This is a genomic window from Deltaproteobacteria bacterium (assembly GCA_016210005.1).
Taxonomy (GTDB): domain Bacteria; phylum Desulfobacterota; class Binatia; order HRBIN30; family JACQVA1; genus JACQVA1.
This window is the reverse complement of record JACQVA010000256.1, coordinates 46,045-66,020: the sequence shown is the minus strand read 5'-3', so window position 1 is coordinate 66,020 and position 19,976 is coordinate 46,045. Positions and strand designations below refer to the sequence as shown.

Annotated in this window: 16 protein-coding genes; 8 read left to right on the top strand and 8 right to left on the bottom strand. The window is 66.2% G+C overall.

Annotated elements, in window-relative coordinates:
- The first annotated feature begins 124 nt into the window (after positions 1 to 124).
- Genes HY699_24150 through HY699_24140 form a run of 3 tightly spaced genes read left to right on the top strand, consistent with a single transcriptional unit; the run spans position 125 to position 3,207 of the window.
- Complete coding sequence (locus tag HY699_24150) at positions 125 to 1,435, top strand: cation:proton antiporter (GenBank protein MBI4518899.1); 1,311 nt, start codon at positions 125 to 127, stop codon at positions 1,433 to 1,435.
- A 60-nt stretch (positions 1,436 to 1,495) separates the two neighbouring features.
- On the top strand, positions 1,496 to 1,684 hold the full coding sequence (locus HY699_24145; protein ID MBI4518898.1) for a hypothetical protein: 189 nt from the start codon (positions 1,496 to 1,498) through the stop codon (positions 1,682 to 1,684).
- 14 nt (positions 1,685 to 1,698) lie between these two features.
- Positions 1,699 to 3,207 (top strand): glycosyltransferase family 39 protein, encoded by a 1,509-nt coding sequence (locus HY699_24140; GenBank protein ID MBI4518897.1) that lies wholly within the window; start codon positions 1,699 to 1,701, stop codon positions 3,205 to 3,207.
- Positions 3,208 to 3,704: 497 nt separating this feature from the next.
- On the opposite strand, the gene HY699_24135 is transcribed toward HY699_24140, so the two are convergent.
- The 7 genes from HY699_24135 to HY699_24105 form a co-directional block, all read right to left on the bottom strand.
- Complete coding sequence (locus HY699_24135) at positions 3,705 to 5,633, bottom strand: mechanosensitive ion channel family protein (protein MBI4518896.1); 1,929 nt, start codon at positions 5,631 to 5,633, stop codon at positions 3,705 to 3,707.
- A gap of 27 nt (positions 5,634 to 5,660) precedes the next feature.
- Positions 5,661 to 6,347, bottom strand: coding sequence for a DUF4336 domain-containing protein (locus HY699_24130; GenBank protein ID MBI4518895.1), 687 nt, complete (start codon positions 6,345 to 6,347; stop codon positions 5,661 to 5,663).
- A 70-nt stretch (positions 6,348 to 6,417) separates the two neighbouring features.
- Entirely contained in the window at positions 6,418 to 8,658 is a 2,241-nt protein-coding gene (locus tag HY699_24125) for a trehalose-6-phosphate synthase (GenBank protein ID MBI4518894.1), read from the bottom strand.
- Between the two features lie 6 nt (positions 8,659 to 8,664).
- Positions 8,665 to 9,888: a glycosyltransferase gene (locus HY699_24120; protein MBI4518893.1), complete on the bottom strand. Its 1,224-nt coding sequence runs from the start codon at positions 9,886 to 9,888 to the stop codon at positions 8,665 to 8,667.
- Positions 9,885 to 10,556, bottom strand: a complete 672-nt coding sequence (locus HY699_24115; protein ID MBI4518892.1) for a hypothetical protein — start codon at positions 10,554 to 10,556, stop codon at positions 9,885 to 9,887. Before HY699_24115 ends, HY699_24120 begins: the two co-directional genes overlap by 4 nt.
- Before the next feature lie 7 nt (positions 10,557 to 10,563).
- Complete coding sequence (otsB, locus tag HY699_24110) at positions 10,564 to 11,388, bottom strand: trehalose-phosphatase (GenBank protein MBI4518891.1); 825 nt, start codon at positions 11,386 to 11,388, stop codon at positions 10,564 to 10,566.
- On the bottom strand, positions 11,385 to 11,531 hold the full coding sequence (locus tag HY699_24105; protein ID MBI4518890.1) for a hypothetical protein: 147 nt from the start codon (positions 11,529 to 11,531) through the stop codon (positions 11,385 to 11,387). The genes otsB and HY699_24105 overlap by 4 nt, the downstream gene beginning before the upstream one ends.
- Positions 11,532 to 11,727: 196 nt before the next feature.
- On the opposite strand from HY699_24105, the gene HY699_24100 reads away from it, so the two are divergent.
- Genes HY699_24100 through HY699_24085 form a run of 4 tightly spaced genes read left to right on the top strand, consistent with a single transcriptional unit; the run spans position 11,728 to position 16,580 of the window.
- Positions 11,728 to 14,295, top strand: coding sequence for a glycosyltransferase (locus HY699_24100; protein MBI4518889.1), 2,568 nt, complete (start codon positions 11,728 to 11,730; stop codon positions 14,293 to 14,295).
- On the top strand, positions 14,292 to 15,161 hold the full coding sequence (locus tag HY699_24095; protein MBI4518888.1) for a HEAT repeat domain-containing protein: 870 nt from the start codon (positions 14,292 to 14,294) through the stop codon (positions 15,159 to 15,161). The genes HY699_24100 and HY699_24095 overlap by 4 nt, the downstream gene beginning before the upstream one ends.
- Entirely contained in the window at positions 15,161 to 15,781 is a 621-nt protein-coding gene (locus tag HY699_24090) for a class I SAM-dependent methyltransferase (protein MBI4518887.1), read from the top strand. The genes HY699_24095 and HY699_24090 overlap by 1 nt, the downstream gene beginning before the upstream one ends.
- Positions 15,782 to 15,797: 16 nt before the next feature.
- On the top strand, positions 15,798 to 16,580 hold the full coding sequence (locus HY699_24085; protein ID MBI4518886.1) for a polysaccharide deacetylase family protein: 783 nt from the start codon (positions 15,798 to 15,800) through the stop codon (positions 16,578 to 16,580).
- Between the two features lie 134 nt (positions 16,581 to 16,714).
- Here the strand turns inward: HY699_24085 and HY699_24080 are convergent, their stop codons facing one another.
- The gene (locus tag HY699_24080) at positions 16,715 to 17,515 is read right to left on the bottom strand and encodes an SDR family oxidoreductase (protein ID MBI4518885.1); all 801 of its coding nucleotides are present in this window, start codon (positions 17,513 to 17,515) and stop codon (positions 16,715 to 16,717) included.
- Between the two features lie 549 nt (positions 17,516 to 18,064).
- On the opposite strand from HY699_24080, the gene HY699_24075 reads away from it, so the two are divergent.
- The gene (locus tag HY699_24075; GenBank protein ID MBI4518884.1) at positions 18,065 to 19,960 is read left to right on the top strand and encodes a 2-oxoacid:acceptor oxidoreductase subunit alpha; all 1,896 of its coding nucleotides are present in this window, start codon (positions 18,065 to 18,067) and stop codon (positions 19,958 to 19,960) included.
- Positions 19,961 to 19,976 lie beyond the last annotated feature (16 nt).

Sequence of the window (19,976 nt, the reverse complement as noted above, 5' to 3'; positions counted from 1 at the left end):
CCTGGGCCGTGATAGCCGGTATTCTGCGCCGCGAATGAGTGGTTGGGAGCCGATGCGCGGACGTGATCTGATGGCCCCGTCGTGGCAACGCACCCTACAGGGCGCGTTGGCGAACGGCGCGCTCATGATCGCCCTTGGCTTGTTGTTGGCAGTTGCGGCTCCCGAAATCGCCGCGGCGGCCGATACAGGTGGACACGCGGCATTCGGCCCCATCCTGTTTGCCCTTGGGGTGCTGGTCGTGGCGGCGAAAGCGGGAGGCCTGCTGGCCGAACGCTGGCACCAGCCCTCGGTGCTGGGCGAGCTGCTGGTGGGCATCGCGTTGGGAAACCTGCTGCCGCTTTTCATGGGAGCGGATGGCGCTGGCACGTTGCGCGGCGACCCCGCGCTGCTGTTCCTGGCAGAGGTCGGGGTGCTACTGTTGCTGCTCGAGGTCGGCTTGGAATCGGATGTCCGCGCGCTGGTCCGGGTTGGGCCATCTGCGCTCCTGGTTGCGTTGATCGGTGTGGCGGCGCCGATGGGCCTGGGGTGGGCGGCGGCCGCCTGGATGATCCCCGAGAGCCCGTTGCTCGCTCACCTCTTCGTCGGTGCCACCCTCGCGGCCACCAGCGTCGGCATCACCGCCAGAGTGCTCAAGGACTTGGGGGCGACGCAGACACGCGAGGGGCAAGTCATTCTGGGCGCAGCGGTCATTGATGACGTGCTCGGACTCATCGTGCTGGCGGTGGTGGTCGGCATGGTGGCTGCGGCGGCCACGGGGGGAGCAGGCGTCTCGTTCGTTGGCGTCGCCGGCATCGTGTTGCGCGCGGTGGTGTTTCTCGGCGCCGCCGCGGGGCTCGGCCGGTTCGTGTCGCCGCCGCTGATCCGATTGGCGGCCCGCAGCGATCACCCCGAGATCATGTTAGTGCTCGGGCTCGGGTTGTGCTTCACGCTGGCGTTTGCCGCGGAGTTGGTCGGCCTGGCGGACATCGTGGGTGCCTTTGCCGCGGGACTGATGCTCGACCCGTACGGTGTCGGCATCCGCGCGCGCGCGGATCACGCGCCGCTGGCGGAGTTGCTCCACCCAATCGCAAGCCTGTTTGTGCCGTTGTTCTTCGTGCTCATGGGGATTAAGGTTCAGCTCGGCAGCTTGGGGAACCCTGCTGCGCTGGGGTTTGGCTTGGTGCTCATCGTGTGTGCCCTTGTTGGGAAGATGGCCTGCGCCCTCGGCGTCGTGGGCAAGGGGATTGATCGACTCGCGGTGGCGATCGGGATGGTTCCCCGTGGTGAGGTCGGCCTGGTCTTCGCCGGAATCGGGGTACGCACGATGCTCGGAGGCGAGCCGGTTCTCTCTCACGCTCAGTTCTCGGCCCTGGTCCTGATGGTGCTCGTCTCGACCCTAGTGGCTCCGCCGGGGCTGCGCTGGGCCTTTGCGCGCGTCAAGAGAGAGGGCAGATAGGGTAAGACCAGGGCGCCCGTGTGTGGACCCGGAGCGCGCACCGGCTGTCGGAGGACCACGATGAGCACGTACGTGTATATGCGCTTACTCGAGTCCGCCCCCAACCGGTACGACGCCAGCATTCGGCTGCTGCCGCTGGGGCGGGTAACGAGCCTCTATGCGGCCGCCGCTGACGCGGCCGTGGCCGGCCTGGAGTCGCTGCGCGTGCTCGAACTCGGTTGCGGCACCGGCAATCTCACGGGCGGCTGAGCGAGCGCGGGGGCGTGGTGGGAACCGATCAGAACCAGAACATGCTGGACGTGGCGCAGCGGAAGCTCGGCCCGGGCGGCGGCATTACGTTCCGTGAGATGACTGCTGCGGAGATCGCGGACCGCTGGACGGGCGGCAGAAGCGTTCTCGCCGCCTGCCTGGCCCCGTTGATTGCCGGGGGCCTTGCTGCGTTGCTGCTCCTGCCGGGACTCGGCGCCACGCCGCTGGTCAACTGGGACGAAGGCGTTTACGCGGATGTCGCGCGGGGGATGTTCCGCGGTAACTGGTATCACCTCGAATGGAACGGCGAAGCCTACTACCGAAAGCCGCCGCTCTTGTTCTGGTCAATGGCTCTCGCCTACGGAACATTCGGCGTGAACGAGACGGGGGTTCGCGCACCGTCCGCGCTGGCCGGCGTGGGCACCGCTGCCGTGGCCGGCGCGGTGGTGGCCCAGCGAGCTGGTCTGCCGGCAGCCCTCGCCACCACGGCATGCCTGCTCGGATCCACGCTGTTCATCGAACGGGGCGGGCGGCGGGCATGCACGGATTCCCTCGCTATATTCCTGACCATGGTTGCGCTTGCCCGATTCGGCACTGAGGCAGGCTGGCACCGCCGGCGGCTCGGCGTCGCCATAGTGGTGGGACTCGCGATCCTTGCCAAGGGACCGCTCGGCCTTCTCGCTCCCGCGGCGGCGTTTCTTGCGTCAATTCGCGACAGGGCGAGGCAGAGGGATACCTTATACGCCGCGTTTGGCGCCATCGCTTTTGCCCTGCCGTGGTACGCGTTGCAGCTTGCGACGGAAGGCACGGGTTTCTTGGCAGTTCATTTCGGACGCGAGATCTGGAGCCGCGCCATCGAGCCGATCGAGGGCCATGCTGCCCCATGGTGGTATCCCATGTGGGCGCTGTGGACCGGCGGCGGATCGTGGGTTGTTGGAGCGACCGCGGCAGTCGCGCTGGCCGCGCTTACCGGCCGCCAGCGGCGCGCGGCGCTGGCCCCTTGGTTTCTCGCGGCGGTTCTCGTCATGGCCGCAGCGACGGCGGTACGCACCCGGCTGCCCTGGTATTGTCTTCCGGCACTGCCGATGCTGGCGGTGGCGGGCGGGATGGCGCTGGGTTTCCTCGGCTCCGGGCTGCGTGCGCGCGCACGGCTCATACATCCGGCGGCCTTGAGCGGTCTCGCCATCGCTGCGCTCGTCGCCGCGCCCGCAGCGCGGCGCTCCGTCATCGAGACCGAGGAGGCTTTCGAGTCCTTCCGTGTCCTCGGAAGCGTGATCAGTGAGACGCTGCTGGAAGAGCCTTTTGTCGGAGCGACCGAGGAGCACCCAACCTTGATCTTCTATGGTGGACGACCCTTTCGTTTCTTCGAAGCCGACGAGCTGGAGCGGCGTCTGCTGGATCCGGAGGCGTTTCCACGCGCCGGCCTGGTGCCGGCCGAGCGCGCGGCGGTCCTGCTCGAAGCCGGCGCAGTCGAGATGGGGCGATTGGGCGACCTGGTGCTACTCCGCCACATACCGCTGTAAGGCCGGCCCGCGCGGCACGGTCGGTTGCGTCCTCCATGTGGCCCGCCGGCAGGTGGGTCTCGGCGAGGCACGCGATCGTGAGGGTGTTCCGGGACATGACGTTCATGGAGGCGTCCCGCTCCATGACTCGCTCGTCGAGCAGTGTCAGGGCCTCGGTCAGGCGTCCGACCATGGCATAGGCGGCGCGGAGAGCCGGAGCGACCCAGTGCAAAAAGATCAGGAACGAGGGTTTCCTACGAAACTCTCGATCCAATTCCAGCGCGTGCCATGCCGTTCAACGACCTCGAGACCGGCCGAACGCATCTCGGCGTCCAGCCCCGCGTTGCTGGAGATCCCTCGTCGTGGCTGATTCCGGGTTACCGGGGACCCAGGTGAACCACCACAGGTAGCGCAGCATCCAGGTGGCGAAGGTCGGGGGCCGGCCGTGCTCGATGGCGACGACCCGGCTGTCGCCCTTGCACACGCGCGCGGCTTCTAGAAGTATGCGCAGCCGCAGCTCAGCGGGCATCTCGTGCAGCGCGAGCGTAATGAGCCCCAATGGCGGATCCGCGCGGCGGATAGTCCAACGTACCGGCAAGGCGTGCAAGCTGCTCCGGCGCGAAGTGGGGGAGACCCAGAGCGTTCTGTTCGCGCCACGCGCCCACCTGGGCCTCGGCGGCGCGGCTGCGTTCGGCGTCGAGACCGGTGTCCGTTCCCGTGTAGATCGTCTGGGAAGGGAAGGCGAAGCCAGCGCCGCTCGCGGCAACGATATCCATGATGCGCAGCAGAAGATCCTCCTGTATGGCGAGGTACTCGTTGATGTCGGTGGTGAGCACGTAAGCGAAGATCTCGAGATCGAGCGAGTAGGCGCCAAAGCCGACGAAGCGCACCCGCGCGGGATCGGGATGTACCTTGGGATGGGCCACAAGAAGTTTCTTCAGCTCGACGAGTACGTACCGCAGCTGGTCGGGTGTCGTCTCGTAGCGCAGCCCGATCGTGGTGCGGAACCAGATACGATCGCGCCTGGCGAAGTTCTCGAGCTGCATGCCGGCGAACTCCGCGTTCGGAATCGTCACCACGGTCCGGTCGAGCGTCCGCACGCGGGTTGAGCGTAGCCCGACCTCCTCGACCGTCCCGATCTTGTCGCCAAAGCGGCAGAAGTCGCCGACGTGCACCGGCTGATCCGCGATGAGGGTGACGCCACCGAAGAGGTTCTCCACCGTTTTCTGGGCCGCCAGAGCGACCGCTAACCCACCAATCCCCAGCCCGGCGAGAATGCCGGTGACGTTGATGCCAAGGTTCTGCAACACCGCGAGCGTCGCCAAGGCAAGCACCAGCACCTGCACCGTCCGCCGGCCCAACGGCACGATGGACATAGCCACGGTCTGACCGCGTGCCACCAACCGCTCCTCTACGGTGTGCGCGGCAACCGCCACGACCCGCACGAGTAGCCACGTCACCGCAACAATCGTCAGGGCCTTTTCCAGCGCAGCGATGAACGCCTGCACCGGAACTGCCAGGCCGAGCGTGTACGTGCCGGCGGAGAACACGGTGACGGCGATGATCAAACGGAGCGGCCCCGCCGCCAGCCGCAGTGCCCGATCGTCCCAACCTGTGCACATACGAACCACAACCGGGCGCGCGAGCCGCACAATGATCACGGTGGCGATCCATGAGACAACGGCCGCGACCGCGACCAGAGCGAGAAGGCCGATCCACTGCCACAGCTGGACCTCCAGAAACTGGATCTGGAAAAACATCGGCGGCAGATATTCGCCCACCACGCCGTAACCGAACTCTTGGTGGAGCGCAGGAATCTGCGCGATCGTTGCCGGCGCTATCTTCCAGATCAGCGTATCGCCCTCCGCTTTCGCCCGCTCCAGGAACATCGGCACCACTCCCTTTGCTGTGTCGATTGTGCCGACCACGTCCCGCCGGGCTGGCAAGCCGTCGTCGCGCTCGCCTTCCGGTGCGTCACTCAACTTGTCCAGCTCCACCCACAGGGTTCGGTCGAGAGCGACCTTCAGCTGGCGCGCCAGCACCGGCCCACGTGAGGTGCGCGCCGCTGGCGGCAGGCCGCTCAGGTCCAGATACGTAGCGGCGCGTTCGTAGTCGCCGGCGCGGCAGGCTTCGAGGTAGCCGCGCATGGCCCCCCGTGGGTTGTCGCGGCCAAGCGTATCGACGCCCGGTTTCGCGCCCGGCGTCTCCTGGGCGCTGGCGGGGAGCAGCGCTACCGCAAAACACGCGCTCAACGCGAGGCAGTGCACCCACCATCGCTTCATGTCAGCTCTTGACCCGTAATGGCGTACAGAACCCATAGCGATCCTCCTTCGTTGAGGGTTTCCCGTATGTGCCCGGCGATCAGGAGAAGATGTGCCGCAGCGGTCCTTGCAATGCCAGCCGAGTGGAGCGCGGCCTCGGGACGGGCTTTCCTCCTGCGCCGTCAAATCAAGACAGCACCCCGCCCGGTTGGTTCAACCGATCCAGGCCAGCGCGCGTTCGAGCACCGCGCGTCCGTCCTCGTGTATCCATTCGCCGTGCGCAATGATCACGCGCCGCGGGTTCCAATCGAGCACCTTCCGCTTTGCTCGGCGCGCGGCGGCCCGGTTCCAGAATGAGAGGCGCCACTCACGCGGCGTACTGCCGTTGGGACCAACCATCCCGTCCAACGTCATGACCACGCGCCGCCAACCCCGCAGGGTTGTAGGATCGAACCGCTGCACGAGATCGGTGATGATCGCGGTCTGGGAAGCGCGGTGGAAGAAGACGACTTCGTCCATGACGAAGCTGCCGTGGAAGATCACCTGATCGAGGTCGGCTGTCCAGGCTGCATCGGGTTGGTCACCCAGTCCCGCGTCGAACGACAGGTCACGACGGCGCCTTGCCAGACCGGGCGAGGCGTAGAGCTTCGCTTCGGGCCAGGTTCGGATCCATTCGTCCAGAAAGAGGTGATGGAACTTGTTCGGCGACACGAGATGGCGAACTGGACCCAGTGCGTTGATCGCGACCCTGAGGTGGTCGTCGAGCTGTATGGGCGAACAAATCCACAGGCTCACGCCAGACAGTCGAACCACGGTCATGCGGGTCGGGTACGGAACGCGGAGGAACGGGACGCTCGACCCGTCTGCGATCCAAATGTTGCCATCGACTTGCGTTATCACGCCGCCAGTGTACCGCGCCCGGGGACGGAATCCAGGATTTCCGAGCGTGCACCTCAGGCAATCAAGCAGGCTAATGGCGCACATCCTCCGGCTGGGCCAGCCGGCCTGTCAGCCGCTCCCGCTCGCGGAGCCGCGCCGCCTCCACCAGCATTCTTCCTGCCCACCGGTACACGTTGAACTCGGAGACGTAGGCACGCATCGATCGCATGCGGGCGCCCTGCTCCTCTGCGGGCATCCCGAGAGCAGCCGCCAGCGCGGACGCCGCTTCATCCAGGTCGTAGGGGTTGACTATCAGCGCCTCCGTCAGCTCGCGCGCCGCGCCCGTGAACTGGCTCAGTACGAGTACGCCGCGCTCATCGTCCCGCGCCGCGACAAACTCTTTGGCCACCAGGTTCATGCCGTCGTGCAGGCTGCTCACGTAGCAGAGGTCCGCTGCCCGGTAGTACGTGAACACCGTCGGCGGCTCGTGATGCGTTCGCAGGAGCACGATCGGCCGGTATGTTTCCCCGCCGAAGCGCTTGTTTATCCCGCCGGCGATCCTCTCGACGCTCTCATTCAACTCGCGGTATCGGTCGATCTGCGTCCGACTGGGAGCCGCCAACTGCGCGAAGGTGAAGCGTCCGCGGAAAGCCGGAAAGCGCTCCAGCAGCCGCTCCACTGCAAGAAGGCGTTCCTCGACTCCCTTCGTGTAGTCGAGGCGGTCCACTCCCACGCCGAGGAGCGCATCCGCGGGAAGACTGAGCTCCGCGAACACGCTCCTGCGGCACTCCGACACCGAGGGAAGCGCTTCCAGCCAATGCACCGGCCATTCTGTCGAGATCGGGTACGGACGAATGAGCGTGGTGTGTCCGTGCTGCACCACCGCCTGCTGTTCGCGATCGATGCGCGCCTCCAAATAGCGGTCGATCGCATCGACGAAATTGTTGCAATGGAAGCGCGTGTGGAATCCAACGATGCTGCTGCCCAGCAGCCCGGCCAACAGCTCGTGCCGCCAGGGACAGATGCCGAACCGCTCCGGGTTGGGCCATGGAATGTGCCAGAAGCTGATGACGGTCGCCCGGGGCATCCGCTCGCGGATCAAGCGCGGCGCCAGTGCGAAGTGGTAGTCCTGAACCAGCACGATCGGGTCCTCGATGTCCACCTCCTCGCGGACTGCATCGGCAAACTTCTGGTTGACCGTTTGATAGTGCTTCCAATCCTCGCTGCGAAAGATCGGCCGGGCATGCGCAATGTGACATAGGGGCCAGAGGCCTTCGTTGGCGAATCCGTAGTAGTACCCCTGTTCCTCTTCGACGGAGAGCCACACCCGCCGGATCACGTAGGACTCCTCACCCGGCGGGACGCGCAGGTGCCCCTTCGCATCCGCCGTCTCCCGGTCGGCGGAGCCGCTCCCATGAGCGATCCACACCCCGGAGCACGCGCGCATGATCGGCTCCAGCGCCGTCACCAGGCCGCTGGCGGGGTGCAGGACAGTCACAGATCCATCCGGCGCACGTTCATGAACGTACGGCTCGCGGTTCGCGACGATGACGACTTTCTCACCGTGAAGATACCGATTCAGCGTTTGCCGGAGGCGCTGCGGCGTCCAGAGACCCGCCTCGCTGTCCGCCTGCCGCTCGGCGCCGATTCGTTCGACGAGATCACGGACGTCTTGCAGAAGCGGCTGGAACTCCGGCCGCTGGGTCTCGCCCTTCAACACCCGCTGGATTTGGTCGCTCCACTCGCGCCACGACACGCGAGCGGCAAAGATGGTGATCGCCGAGGCGGCCGCCGCCAGGAAGCCGAAGGCGACAAGCAGGAACCAGCGCACGGTGGCCTCCCGCCGCTCGATGAAGCTCAAGTCGTGCACGAGCACCACGAAGCCCACCCCCTCCTCCTGATCGAGCAAGGGAACGCCGCTCACGTGCACCGTGCCTCCGGGAAGCGACGCGACGGTCTTCCAGGGCACCCACGCGGTTGTCGCCCCAGCGGACTGGCGAACGTGGGCTCCCACGATGCGGCAGCCGAACTGTTCCGGAAACTCCCCGGTGGTCACTAGCGGCGAAAGATCCTGCGCGCATGCGGCGGCCGCCAATATGCGCTCGTCGCGTGTCAGTTCCGTCAGCAGAGCATGTAGGGCATCGCCGTCTTCCCTTTTCCAGTGCGACAGCAGCCCGTGCCGCGCCCCGCCGACCGCAAGCTCGGCCCGCGAACTGACGTCCTTTTCGAACCAGCCGCGCGTCGTCCGGTAGACGACCACCGACGCCACCCACGTCAAGATGGCGAGGCCGAGAATCAGGGCAATAACGAACCGGATCGTCGGGCGGAGCATTGTGCCTCATCGACTCAAGCGGATCACCCGCTCGTCACGGTGGTCGAGGAAGAGGAAGAGCAGCAGATAATCGCGCAGGTGGCGGGTGAGCAGAAAGTTGGTGCGCACGTGCTCGCGGCCGTTCGCTCCCAGCCGCCGCGCGAAGTCGGGCGCGTTCAGCAGTTGCTTGATCCAGAACGCGCTCCCTTCGACCGTGTGCGTGAGGATGCCGCTGTACTTGTGCGTGATCTGCAGCGGAATGCCGCCGACGGCGCCGGCGATGACCGGCTTGCCTTTCCACAGCGCCTCGCTGACCGTGAGCCCGAACCCCTCCTTCAACGACTTTTGCAGCACCACGCTCGAGCCGCGCTGAATGGCGTTGATCTCGATGTTGGCGGTGGGCGGAAGTTCAAGGACGTGGATGTCCGGATCACCATTGGCAGCCTGGTGCACGGCGGCCAGCACCTCCAAGCCCTCAGGATCGTCGGTTGCGCTGCCACCGGCCAGGACCAAGCGGCAGTCGTTGTACGGGCGCACCATCCGGAAGGCCGCAATCACCCCGACGGGATCCTTCAGCCGATCAAACCGCGATACCTGGGTCACAATCGGCTTGTCGCGCGGCACGCGCAACCGCTCGAACACGTCATCGATCTCGCGCCCGCTCAGCTCGCGATTCTTGTCGCTCAGGGGGTCGATCGACGGGGTGATCATCACCTGGGGCACCTTCAGGTTGGCTGCGAACTGCGGCGCTGAGAAGACCGCGGCGTCGTAACGGGCGACGTAGTCGGCTAAGAACCGCCAGACATCGGCCTGCGGTGCCGAGAGATCGATGTGACAGCGCCAGGCCCAATGCCCCCGGCGCCGCGCCTCAATCAACCCGGCTGGCTGCGGATCGTGGACGAAGACAATATCGGCGTCGAGATCCATGTCCGCGAGGTTGCGCCTCGTCGTCTCGCGGAAGACATCGTGATCGTGCGCGGTCAACACCTCGGGCTTTCCGTGCAGGGCGTTGTGCATGCGCTTGGTGACACTGAAGAAATCCTCGCCTCCCTTGATGACCTCCCAGTGAACGTCCACACCCAGCTCGCGGGACAACGGGACGAGCCGGCTGAGGATCTCGGCCACACCGCCGCCGACGGCGGTCGAGTTGATCGTGAGCACGCGCCGCCGGCCCAGATGCTGGCCCAGCAGCCGCAACTCATCGATCGTGCCGCGCCCGACGAACTCCTCATACCCGTCGAGCATGCTCATGCGGCGGCCTCCCCGAGCCGCGCGCGCACCAAGCGCACGACCTCTTTGCGCAAGCCGTCGAGCGTGTACGTGTACGGGTCGAGTCGAACGATTGCCCTGGCCAACTCGTGCTCACCCAGTGCTTTCACGAGCCATTCCGAGAAGTCGTTCTCGCCACGTTCGAGGCGCAGGCGCGCATCGAAGAAGTGATAGGCCAGCGACCCGAAGCCGATCTGCTCCATACAGTCGGCAAACTCGCGCAGGTCGTTCGCCACGTGGCGCGTGGGCAGGACGAACGACGCCGCCTCACGGAAATGAAACTCCTCGCCCTCCGGGGCGGTGCGCAGCTCCCGGCGTTCGTTGAGGTACGCTTCGATGACGGCGATGAGCCGCTCCCGCAGCGCACGGATGGTGCGAAACTGGACGAGGTCGATCGCCGCGAGCTGCTCGCCGAGACGATCTTCTTGCAAGACGTTGGTGACCCAGTACGCGACGTCGTTGGGAGGCTCGGGTGAGAGGTACTGATGCTGCACGAGGAAATGATGGGTGTGGTAGTAGATCACCGAACCCGGTACCTCCCGAAGGTGAGCGAGCAGCTCCGCCAGGTCGCGCGCACGCCGGTTGGTCAGGAGCGTGAGGTCGAGACTGGAGTAAAAGTGGAACGGCTGTTTCGCGTTGCCGGTCGCCATAGTTCCTTCAACACGCCCGTGGGTGGCCCACACTCGTTCGCACGCGGCATTCACGCACGGCGCGGAGGAACTGCCGCACGTCCTCGGGGCTGTCCAGTCGGTAGCGCGCCAGCGTCGGCTCACTCGCCGGGCCGACTCGAATGGTGATCGCATCCGGCGGCAGGAGACGAAAGACCTCTTCGTCGGTGCGGTCATCGCCGATGTACATCGGCAGCGCTCCACATCCATGCTGCGCCAGCACTGCTTTGACCGCCGTGCCCTTGTTGACGTGCGCAGGACACATCTCGCTGACCTCGTGACCGCGCAGGATCGCGATGGGCACTCCCCGCTGCCGGTAGCTGGTGACCAGCTCTGCCACCGCAGCTTGCGCCGCCGCCTTGTCTGCGGCGGATGCCAGCCGATAATGACACGCCAACGCCACGCCCTTGTCTTCCAAAAGAATACCGGGGCGGGTTCCCGCGGTCGCGCTCAACTCACGCTTGAGGTCGGCCAAGGCGGACCGGATCGCAGCGAGGTCTTCACGCGCTTCGCACCGGCCATCGGGGAGTCTGATTTCAAGGCCGTGAATGCCGATGTAGTACACACCGGGCACGTCGAGGGCGCGCCGCAGATCGCTGACTGGCCGGCCGCTCACCAACGCGACCTGCACGCCGGCCAACTCGGTCAGCTCGCTCAAGAGCGCAACGACCCCAGGGAGGGGCACGGCATCGGCGGGTGTGGGCGCGAGCCACGCGAGCGTACCGTCGTAGTCAAGAAGACAGAACACGCCGGGAGCGCCGGCGATGCGCCGCAACACGTCGCGTTCGACCTCCCGCAGGTGCGGGGGACTCATCGCGCGGCCTCCAGACCGCGGCGCTGGGTAATCTGACTCAGCACGCTGCCCGGCGTCTCCACGCTCTTCCGCAAGGTCTCGCGCGCCCAGGCGCGCAGCCCTTCGGGCACCTGCTCGATTTCGTCAGTTCTCATCTCGGCCATGCTGATGGCTCCGAACAACGCGACTAGCTCCGACTATACGGGGCACAACACGGCACCGCAACCGGGCGTCGCGCTGAATGATCCCTGTGCGCGACGGCGATGTGCTTTGCGTCGATGCGGCCAGTGATTTCTGACTTGTTGACTTTTGGGTCACGATCCGACGTTATGGCCGCGAGGCGGCGGCGACGTTATGGGTATGGGTGCGGTGGTTACACCAGCAGAACCTCCGGAGCTGTCGGTCGTCGTCCCCGTCTATAACGGGGACGCGTTCGTCTACGAAACGATCCACGCGCTGATCACCCATCTGGCAGCCCGCGATCAGCCGGTCGAGCTCATTATCGTCGATGATGGCAGCACGGACACCACGCCGGCGCTGCTGCGGCAGGCGCTGACTGCGGTACCCATCCCGGTACAACTGCTGCGCAACGAGCGCAACGCCGGCAAGGGGGCCGCCATTGCGAGAGGGATGCACGCTGCCCGCGGTCGTTACCGTGTCTTTCTGGATGCCGACCTCGCCTATCCCCCTTCCGAGATTGAGCGGCTCTGCGCGGCCCTGACGGCCGGTGCCGATGTTGCGATCGCCTCGCGGCCGCATCCATCGTCACGCGTGCTGCTGACGCCGTCGTTCTTCACCTACTTCTACCTGCGGTATGTCGCCGGGCGGCTGTTCAACTGGATCGTGCGCATGGTGCTGCTGCCGGGCATCACGGATAGCCAGGCTGGTCTCAAGGGCTTCACCGCGACCGCCGCCGACAAGCTGTTCCGCGGATGGCTGCCGCGCGGGTTCAGCTTCGACCTGGCGGTGCTCTTTCGGGCTACTCGTCTCGGCCTGGGAGTCGTACAGGTGCCGGTGTTGTATCGCCAAGAGAGCGAACCGAGCACGGTGCGGTTCGTCCGAGACATGATCAGGGGCGTCCGCGATATCGCGCAGATTCGGCTCCGGTTTGTCAGGGGCGGGTTCGAGCAATGGGGCACGGTGCTCGACACCTGGCGCGGGCAGACTCGGATATCCCTGCTCGCCGGCATGCAGTCTGAGGCCGCTCGAGCAGTGTTGCTGACGACCTGTGGGCTTGCGCTCATTGCACTGTTTCTGGCGCGGCTGGTCCTGCGCAGCGGCGCCGTAGCCGCAGTCAGTTGGTTGACGGCTTTGGTCGCGCTCGCGGGTCTGGTGTGGCGGCTCGATTTGCAGCGGCCCCAGCCACGCCTGCGGCTCTTCGGGAGCGTGGCCGAAGGCGCCGGCTTCGCCGGCGTGCTGTTGGTGGGTGCGATGCTGCGCCTGATCCGGCTCGGTGACGTGCCGCCCATGGTCCACGGCGACAGCGCCGAATGCGGCCTGTTGGGCTTGGCGCTCTTGCGCGGAGAGGTGCCAAACGTCTTTGGTTTCTCGCCCTGGTACGACACCATGTATGTGAGCTTCGTGCCGTATGCGGCCAGCCTGTGGTTGACCGGGGCATCGGCCGTGGGGCTGCGGTTGCCGTCAGCCATACTCGGGGCCGCCAGCATCGTACCATTGTACTTCCTCGTGCGGGCCTGGTGGGGCACTCGCGCGGCGATGGCCGTAACGGGGCTGTATGCCGCCTCTCATGGAGCCATTCACTTCAGTCGAATCGGTCTGTGGAACATTCAGGCGCTGTTCTGCGAGCTGACGGCGTTTGCGTTCCTCGTGGTCGGCGTCAGGCATCAGCGCAGAGTCTGGCTCACGGCGGCAGGCATTGTCTCGGGTCTCGCCCTCTACACCTACACCGCAGGTCGCATCGTGGCGGTCGTGGCGGGCGCGTTCCTGCTGACCCAACTGATCCGAGACCGCCGCGCCGGAGCCCGTATGACTGCGTACTACCTCTGCGGCTTCGTGATCGCCGCATCGCCGTTGCTGATGACGTACCTCAAGCATCCGGAACTGCTCGAACGGGATCGAACCGCATCTGTCTTTGTATTCGCGGAGGAGAGTCAGCCGCACGTCGAAGCAACGCTCGGGACAACCAGTGCCGGGGCGGTGTTGTGGGAGCAGTTCAAGCGCACGATAGCCGGTTTTGTCACCCGCGGCGACAGCAGCACGCAGTACGGCACCCAGCAGCCGCTGTTGTCACCGCTGACCGCTCTGCTCGCCGGCATCGGGCTGGGCGTCGCCATCGTGGGATGGCGCGAGCCCCGCCACCTCTTCGTCCTGCTCTGGGCCGGACTTGGTGTGCTGTTGGGCAGTGTGGTGATCATCGATCCGCCGTCATACACGCGGCTGCTGATCCTGGTTCCAGTCCCGTACATCCTTGCTGCGGCTGCGATCGAGCGGGCGGCACACGTGGCGGAGCGGCTCAGACTGCCCCGGCGCACGGAGTTCGTCCTCATTGGTTACCTGTTGTTGGTGGCGCAATCCGCAGGCTTCGACCTCATCGGCTACCAGCAATTCGTCGGCCGCATGCGCGTCATGTCGCGCGAGTGGGACGTGTTGGCCGTGCTCCGGCGACTGGGAAACCAGTACGACTACTACTTCTACACCGGCCCATTCCTGTTGGCGGACTCCCCGATCTTTCGCTTTTTCAGCGCTGAGACTCGGGCGGTGAGCGGGTTTTCCGAGGCGGACCTGCCGGATCACTTGGCCCGTGATGCGGCCTTTGTCTTGACCCCGGATTTCCGCCGGGTCGGACTGGCGATCACCGAGCGGTTTCCGGGCGTGGAACGGGAGGTGCGGGAGGAGGAAGGCGTGCGGCAGCTGATCATCTATCGGTGCACCGCCCAAACTGGTTGCCGGCCAGGGAGTCCATCATGACACACGGATCATTGCACCGCGGGGCGATACTGACTCTGCTCGTGCTCGACTTGGTGGCGAAGCCGTTGCCTGGCCTGGCCGAAGCGCAACAGGACTCCGTACGGGCGCTGATCGAGGCCGGTCGCTACGCCGAAGCCTACGACGCCACGCTCCGCACGGCCGGGACACAGCGCATCGCCGCACTGGCGGAGACGGCCCGAACGCTGCTATCCGTGTCACTCGAAAGCCACGATTCGTACTTGCAGTGGGGCGGACTCAACGCCGCACGCTCGCTGCGAGAGAAGGACTTGACGGACGACATCCGGCGCCTCGCCCGTTCGGACGACCGCTACGCTCGGTCTCTGGCACTGGAGCTCCTTACACGCCTGGACCCGCAGAGCGGCCGTGAGGAGTTCCTTGCGGCGCTCGATTCACCCTTTCGTTCGGTCAGACTGCGCGCGTTGCAGGGACTTGCCCGTCTGAACGATCGCGCGCTTGCCGAGCGCTTCGGGGCGGTGCTCACCGGCGACTCGGACCCGGACCTCCGTGCGTTCGCCGCCCGAGCCCTGGCGGAGATCGGTGGTCCGGAGGCAGTGGCGCTGCTGTACCGCGCGGTCGATGATCCGATCATGACGGTCCAGGAAGAGGCTGTGCGTGGGCTGGTGGCGCTGCATGACGGCGGCATTGCGGACGTCGTGCGACGGCGCTTGAATGACCACCCGCCCGCCGCAGGCGACGGCATAATCCGCCTGGCCGGCCTGATTCCCGATCGAACGTTGGTGGATGGGCTCGGGCCGCTTCTCGCCGACCCGGACCCCCAGGTGCGTGCCTCCGCTGCCGCGGCGATCTTGTCCATCGTGGAACGTACGACCCCCGCCAAGCGCTGATGGAGGCGCGGAACGTCGTTCGGCACTTTGAACGCGTCGCGCCCGGCTACGGGCGCCTGCGGGCACGGTGGCCGCTCGGAGCGCTGCAACAGCAAGAGCGGCTCGCGCTCCAGCGCCTCGTGCATATCGAGCCCGGTGCGCTGGTTCTCGACGTCGGCTGTGGTGACGGAACGACACTGGCCTGGGTGACCGCGTGCGGTGGGCGCGGTGTCGGCGTCGACATGAGCAGGTCGATGGCGCTCCGGTGCCAGCGGCGAGGGTTTGTGACGTGCGTTCAGGACATGGAACGTCTGGGCTTCAAGCCCCGATTCGACTGGGTGCTCTGCATCGGTGTGATCGAGTTCGCCGAGAGCCCGGAACGAAGCATCCGCTCGCTGGGCGACTGCGTGCAGCCATCGGGACGCCTGGCGTTGCTGTTCCCGCGCCGCCACTGGCTGGGGGTGCTTTACGCCGGCTACCACCGGACGCACGGCGTCCGCATCCACCTCTTTCGGCGCAACGAGGTGACGGCGCTGCTATCCGCCGCCGGCTTTGAGACCAGCGCGTGGCAAGACGGCTCGCTCTCGACGCTGTGCGTGGCGCAGCGGCGCCCGCCATCGGTCGCTCCGGCGAGCGCGTAACATGAAGCCCTTTCTGTTGACGTTCGACATCGAGGAGTTCGACTGGCCGGCCGAACGCGGCCGGCCGCTCAGTCCGACCGCCGAGATGGACGTGACGGAGGAGGGAACCGGGCACGTCCTGCAGTTGTTGGCCCGGCACGGAACGCTGGCGACCTTTTTCATCACCGCCGCGTTTGCGCGGGCGCGGCCCGAGCGAGTGCGCGCGATTGTCGAGGCCGGGCATGAGGCGGCAGTCCACGGGCTCGCCCACAGCGACGATTACGGCACGATGGACGCCGCGGTCGCGCTTGAGCGACTGCGGGAGAGCCGCGCGGTCATCGAGGCGATCAGCGCCCGTCCCGCTCGCGGGGTCAGAACGCCTCGCCTGCGCCCCTGCGCGCCAACGGTGCTGCGCGACGCCGGCTTCGTGTATGACGCTTCACCGCACCCGACCTGGGTTCCCGGTCGCTACAACGGCCTGACCTGGCCGCGCCGGCCATGGCGGGAAGCCGGCGTGGTGCGCATCCCAATCTCCGTGCTCCCGTTGATCCGCGTGCCGGTGTCGTGGATCTGGTACCGGACCGCCGGGCCATGCGCGGGGATAATCGCCGCGGGCGCGGCGTGCCTCGGCGCGCCGTATCTGCATGTGTATTTCCACGCATGGGAAGCAGTCGACATCCGCCCCCTCGGCATCCCCCGCATCTTTGCCCTCCGGACGGGGGCATCGTTTCTCCGAGCCCTCGACCCGCTGCTGGCCTGGGCGTCCACGCGCATGGTGCCGATGACCGTGGGAGAGTTCGTCCGCGGACTCGGCCAGTAGTCCGCGCAGGGTAGCGTTGTCGGCGCGCCGGCCGGCCCGCCGGCAGCAGGGGACATCCAGGCAGGGCTCGAGTTGATGCCGAGAAAGCGCAGCTCGGCTTGGAAGCAGCGTTCCGAATCTTCGCGGCCGCAGTGTCAGCCCTTGCAAGACAGGCCGCCATCAACGGGCAGGACGGCGCCGGTGATGTACTTGGCCTCGTCCGAGGCCAGGAAGAGCGCTGCGTAAGCCACGTCCCAAGCTTCGCCCATGCGCTTCATCGGGACGGCCTGCTCGCGCATGCGGGCGAGCTGCTCCTTGTCGAGGCCATAGCGCTTGGCCGGCTCGTCCACCGCCATCGGTGTCCGGATCAGCCCGGGCATGATGGCATTGGCACGAATGCCCTTGGCTGCGTACTGCATGGCGATGGCGCGTGTGAGCGCGTTCACGCCGCCCTTCGAGGCGCTGTACGCCGCCAACGGGTAGGTGTCGGAGTAGCGTACCGCCCCAATCGAGGAGATGTTGATGATGGCGCCGCTGCTCTGGCGCTCCATCTGCGGGAGAACGTGCTTGCAGGTCAGGAATACCGACTTGAGGTTCACGTCGAGCACCAGGTCCCAATCGGCTTCGCTGACCTCCACTGGCCCGCCCAAGACGCCGATGCCGACGTTGTTGTGGAGAATGTCGATTCTGCCGTAACTCTTGATGCATTCGGCCGCCATCTGCTGGCAGAGTTCGGCACGAGTTACATCGGCAACGAAGACAGACGACCCGCCGCCTTCAACGTCGATCATGCCCTTGGTCGCGGCGGCGGACTCGGCATCCCGATCGACCAGCAGTACCGCCGCTCCGTGGCGCGCAAAGAGCAGGGCCACCGCCCGGCCATTGCCGAGCGAATCCCCGGGGGTTGCCCCGGCCCCGACGACGATGGCGACTTTGCCTTGCAGGCGATTGCTCATGGCATGCGACATGTCGCAAAAAGGCGCTCCGGAAGCAACGCCGAAGCGACCCCAGCCCCGCTCGCAGGGGTGCGCGACAGATTGTGGGTAACGTGGTTCGGCGTTATGGCCGTCATTCGTTATGGCCGTCATTCCCGCGAAAGCGGGAATCCAGTTTGGCGTTTGGCGCTATGGACAAGCAGTTCTGCGTTTACATCCTGGCGGAGACCTCTATGACGAGATCGTGTATGATCTGTCGCACACCCCGCTCGCAGGCCGGCGCCGGTTTCGCTTGACAAAGATGTCCACGGATGTGACTTTCGTCATGTCTTGGCTGCTATAAGGGTCAGCTCAACGCGCTCGCCTAGCTGCTGCACCTTGGTCATGCTGCCCGGCGCTGCCCGCGGCCGGCGCCTGCAACCGGCGGTAATTGCGCTTGAATCCGACGGGAGGGGCATGTATACAGCCGTGCGCGTGACGGTCACTGTTTCAGGCACGGAGCCGTTCCCCTGCGACCGGCCTCACGAATCAAGCGAATCCACCTGTTTAGGTAATAGCCGACGGTGACTCATGACCACTACTGCTGCTGCAACCGCCGCGCCCGAGGCGCCAACCGCGGTCGTTAGTAACCTCCTCGAGCTGCCTGGTCACACGGTCGAGATCGTCTCCGACTCCGGCGAAGGCGCACAGCGCTGCGGCCAGATTTTCGGGACGGTCTCCGCCAAAATGGGCAATGGGGTCTGGACGGTGGAGATCATCCCCGCCGAAATCCAGCCGCCCCCGCGCCAGCCCCAGAGCGCCAGCGGCAACCGCATCCGCATCGGCGCCGGGACGGTGACCAATTGGGGCGACGCCGCCGATCTGATCGTCGCCTTCAACGAGCAGGCCCTGCTGCAACGTGTTCGCCTCAACGCCTTGGCCGATGATGCGATCATCCTGCTGGAAAACATGTGGGCAACGCACGACGACCCGGACATCCGCAAGGAGTGGGACGAGGCGATGCGGGAAATCAGCGGCCGCGGCTTTCGCCTCGTTCCGGTGCCGATGGAAGAGCAGTGCCTGACGGTGATCGACAACCCGCGCAAGGGCAAGAACATGTTCGCCCTCGGCATGCTGGCGTGCATCTACGGGCGCGACCTCGATCTGATCCGCGATCAGATCGCTCAGCAGTTCCGCAAGAAGGCCGAGTCGGTGCTCAAAACCAACCTCGATCTGTTCCAGCTCGGACATCAATGGGCCGAAGAGAATCTCGACTTCCGCATCAAAGTGGCCGCCCCCAAGGCGGAGCGCGCCATGGTGGTGATGAACGGGAACCAGGCGATCGCGCTGGGCGCAATCGCCGCGGGCATGGACCTGTGTGCCATGTACCCGATCACGCCGGCGACCTCGGCCTCGCATTACCTCGGGGACGTGTTCGAGAAATTCGGCGGCGTGGTCCATCAAGCCGAGGACGAGATCGCCGCTGCCGGCGTCGCCATCGGCGCCTCCTATGCCGGTAAGGTCGCCTTCACGATCACCTCCGGCCCCGGCTTGGCATTGAAGACCGAGTTCATCGGGCTGGCGGTGATGACCGAGACGCCCTTGGTCCTGGTCGACGTGCAGCGTGGCGGTCCGAGCACGGGACTGCCGACCAAGGTCGAGCAATCCGACCTGCTGGCGGCGATCTTCGGGCAGCCGGGCGACGCCCCGCACGTGGTACTGGCACCGGCGACGATCGAGGAGTGCTTTCATTCCATGATCACCGCGCGCCGGATCGCCGAGGCCTTTCGCTGCGTGGTGATGGTGCTGTCGGACGCCAACCTGGCCACCGGGGTGCAGCCGTTCCCGCGGCCCCAACTCGATACCCGTTGGCCCGCGGCTGCGCCCGACCTCAGCCCGGTGCCGGAGGGAACGCGCCCCTACGAGTGGGACGCGCAAGGCTTGTCGCGCCGTTTCATTCCGGGACAACCCGGCGGCATGTTCATCGCCACCGGCCTTTCCCACGACGAGGCCAGCAAGGTGGCCTACAACCCCGAGGAGCACCAGCGCGGCTGCATGATGCGCAGCCGCAAGCTGGCCGCGCTCAGCCAGATGCTGCACCCGCCCAAGCTGCACGGCGATGAGACCGGCGATCTGCTGGTGGTCGGCTGGGGCAGCACCAAGGGGGCGATTGAAGAGGCGGTCGATCGCGCCCGCGCCGAGGGCGCCGCGGTCTCGGCCCTCCACCTGCGCTTCCTCTCGCCGCTGGAGCCGGGCTTGAAGAACATCTTCAGCCGCTTCAATGCCGTCATGACCGTCGAGATCAACTACAGCGACGAACTCGGCCAGCCGCACATCAGCGAAGAGAACCGCCGCCGCGGCCAGTTGGCCTGGCTGCTGCGCGCCGCGACCTTGGTGGACGTGGACTGCTGGACGCGTGTGCCGGGCGAGCCCTTGCGCCCGGCGATGATCCGGCAGGCCATTCTCGACAAACTACGTGCACGCTAGGACGCGGGCCAGCGGA

What these genes read in the sequence shown, in the direction of transcription:
- HY699_24080 (MBI4518885.1), bottom strand. Translation starts at nt 17,515, where the DNA reads ATGAGCAATCGCCTGCAAGGCAAAGTCGCCATCGTCGTCGGGGCCGGG.
- HY699_24090 (MBI4518887.1), top strand. Translation starts at nt 15,161, where the DNA reads ATGGAGGCGCGGAACGTCGTTCGGCACTTTGAACGCGTCGCGCCCGGC.
- HY699_24100 (MBI4518889.1), top strand. Translation starts at nt 11,728, where the DNA reads ATGGGTGCGGTGGTTACACCAGCAGAACCTCCGGAGCTGTCGGTCGTC.
- HY699_24125 (MBI4518894.1), bottom strand. Translation starts at nt 8,658, where the DNA reads ATGCTCCGCCCGACGATCCGGTTCGTTATTGCCCTGATTCTCGGCCTC.
- HY699_24105 (MBI4518890.1), bottom strand. Translation starts at nt 11,531, where the DNA reads ATGGCCGAGATGAGAACTGACGAAATCGAGCAGGTGCCCGAAGGGCTG.
- HY699_24120 (MBI4518893.1), bottom strand. Translation starts at nt 9,888, where the DNA reads ATGAGCATGCTCGACGGGTATGAGGAGTTCGTCGGGCGCGGCACGATC.
- otsB (MBI4518891.1), bottom strand. Translation starts at nt 11,388, where the DNA reads ATGAGTCCCCCGCACCTGCGGGAGGTCGAACGCGACGTGTTGCGGCGC.
- HY699_24150 (MBI4518899.1), top strand. Translation starts at nt 125, where the DNA reads ATGATCGCCCTTGGCTTGTTGTTGGCAGTTGCGGCTCCCGAAATCGCC.
- HY699_24115 (MBI4518892.1), bottom strand. Translation starts at nt 10,556, where the DNA reads ATGGCGACCGGCAACGCGAAACAGCCGTTCCACTTTTACTCCAGTCTC.
- HY699_24075 (MBI4518884.1), top strand. Translation starts at nt 18,065, where the DNA reads ATGACCACTACTGCTGCTGCAACCGCCGCGCCCGAGGCGCCAACCGCG.
- HY699_24095 (MBI4518888.1), top strand. Translation starts at nt 14,292, where the DNA reads ATGACACACGGATCATTGCACCGCGGGGCGATACTGACTCTGCTCGTG.
- HY699_24145 (MBI4518898.1), top strand. Translation starts at nt 1,496, where the DNA reads ATGAGCACGTACGTGTATATGCGCTTACTCGAGTCCGCCCCCAACCGG.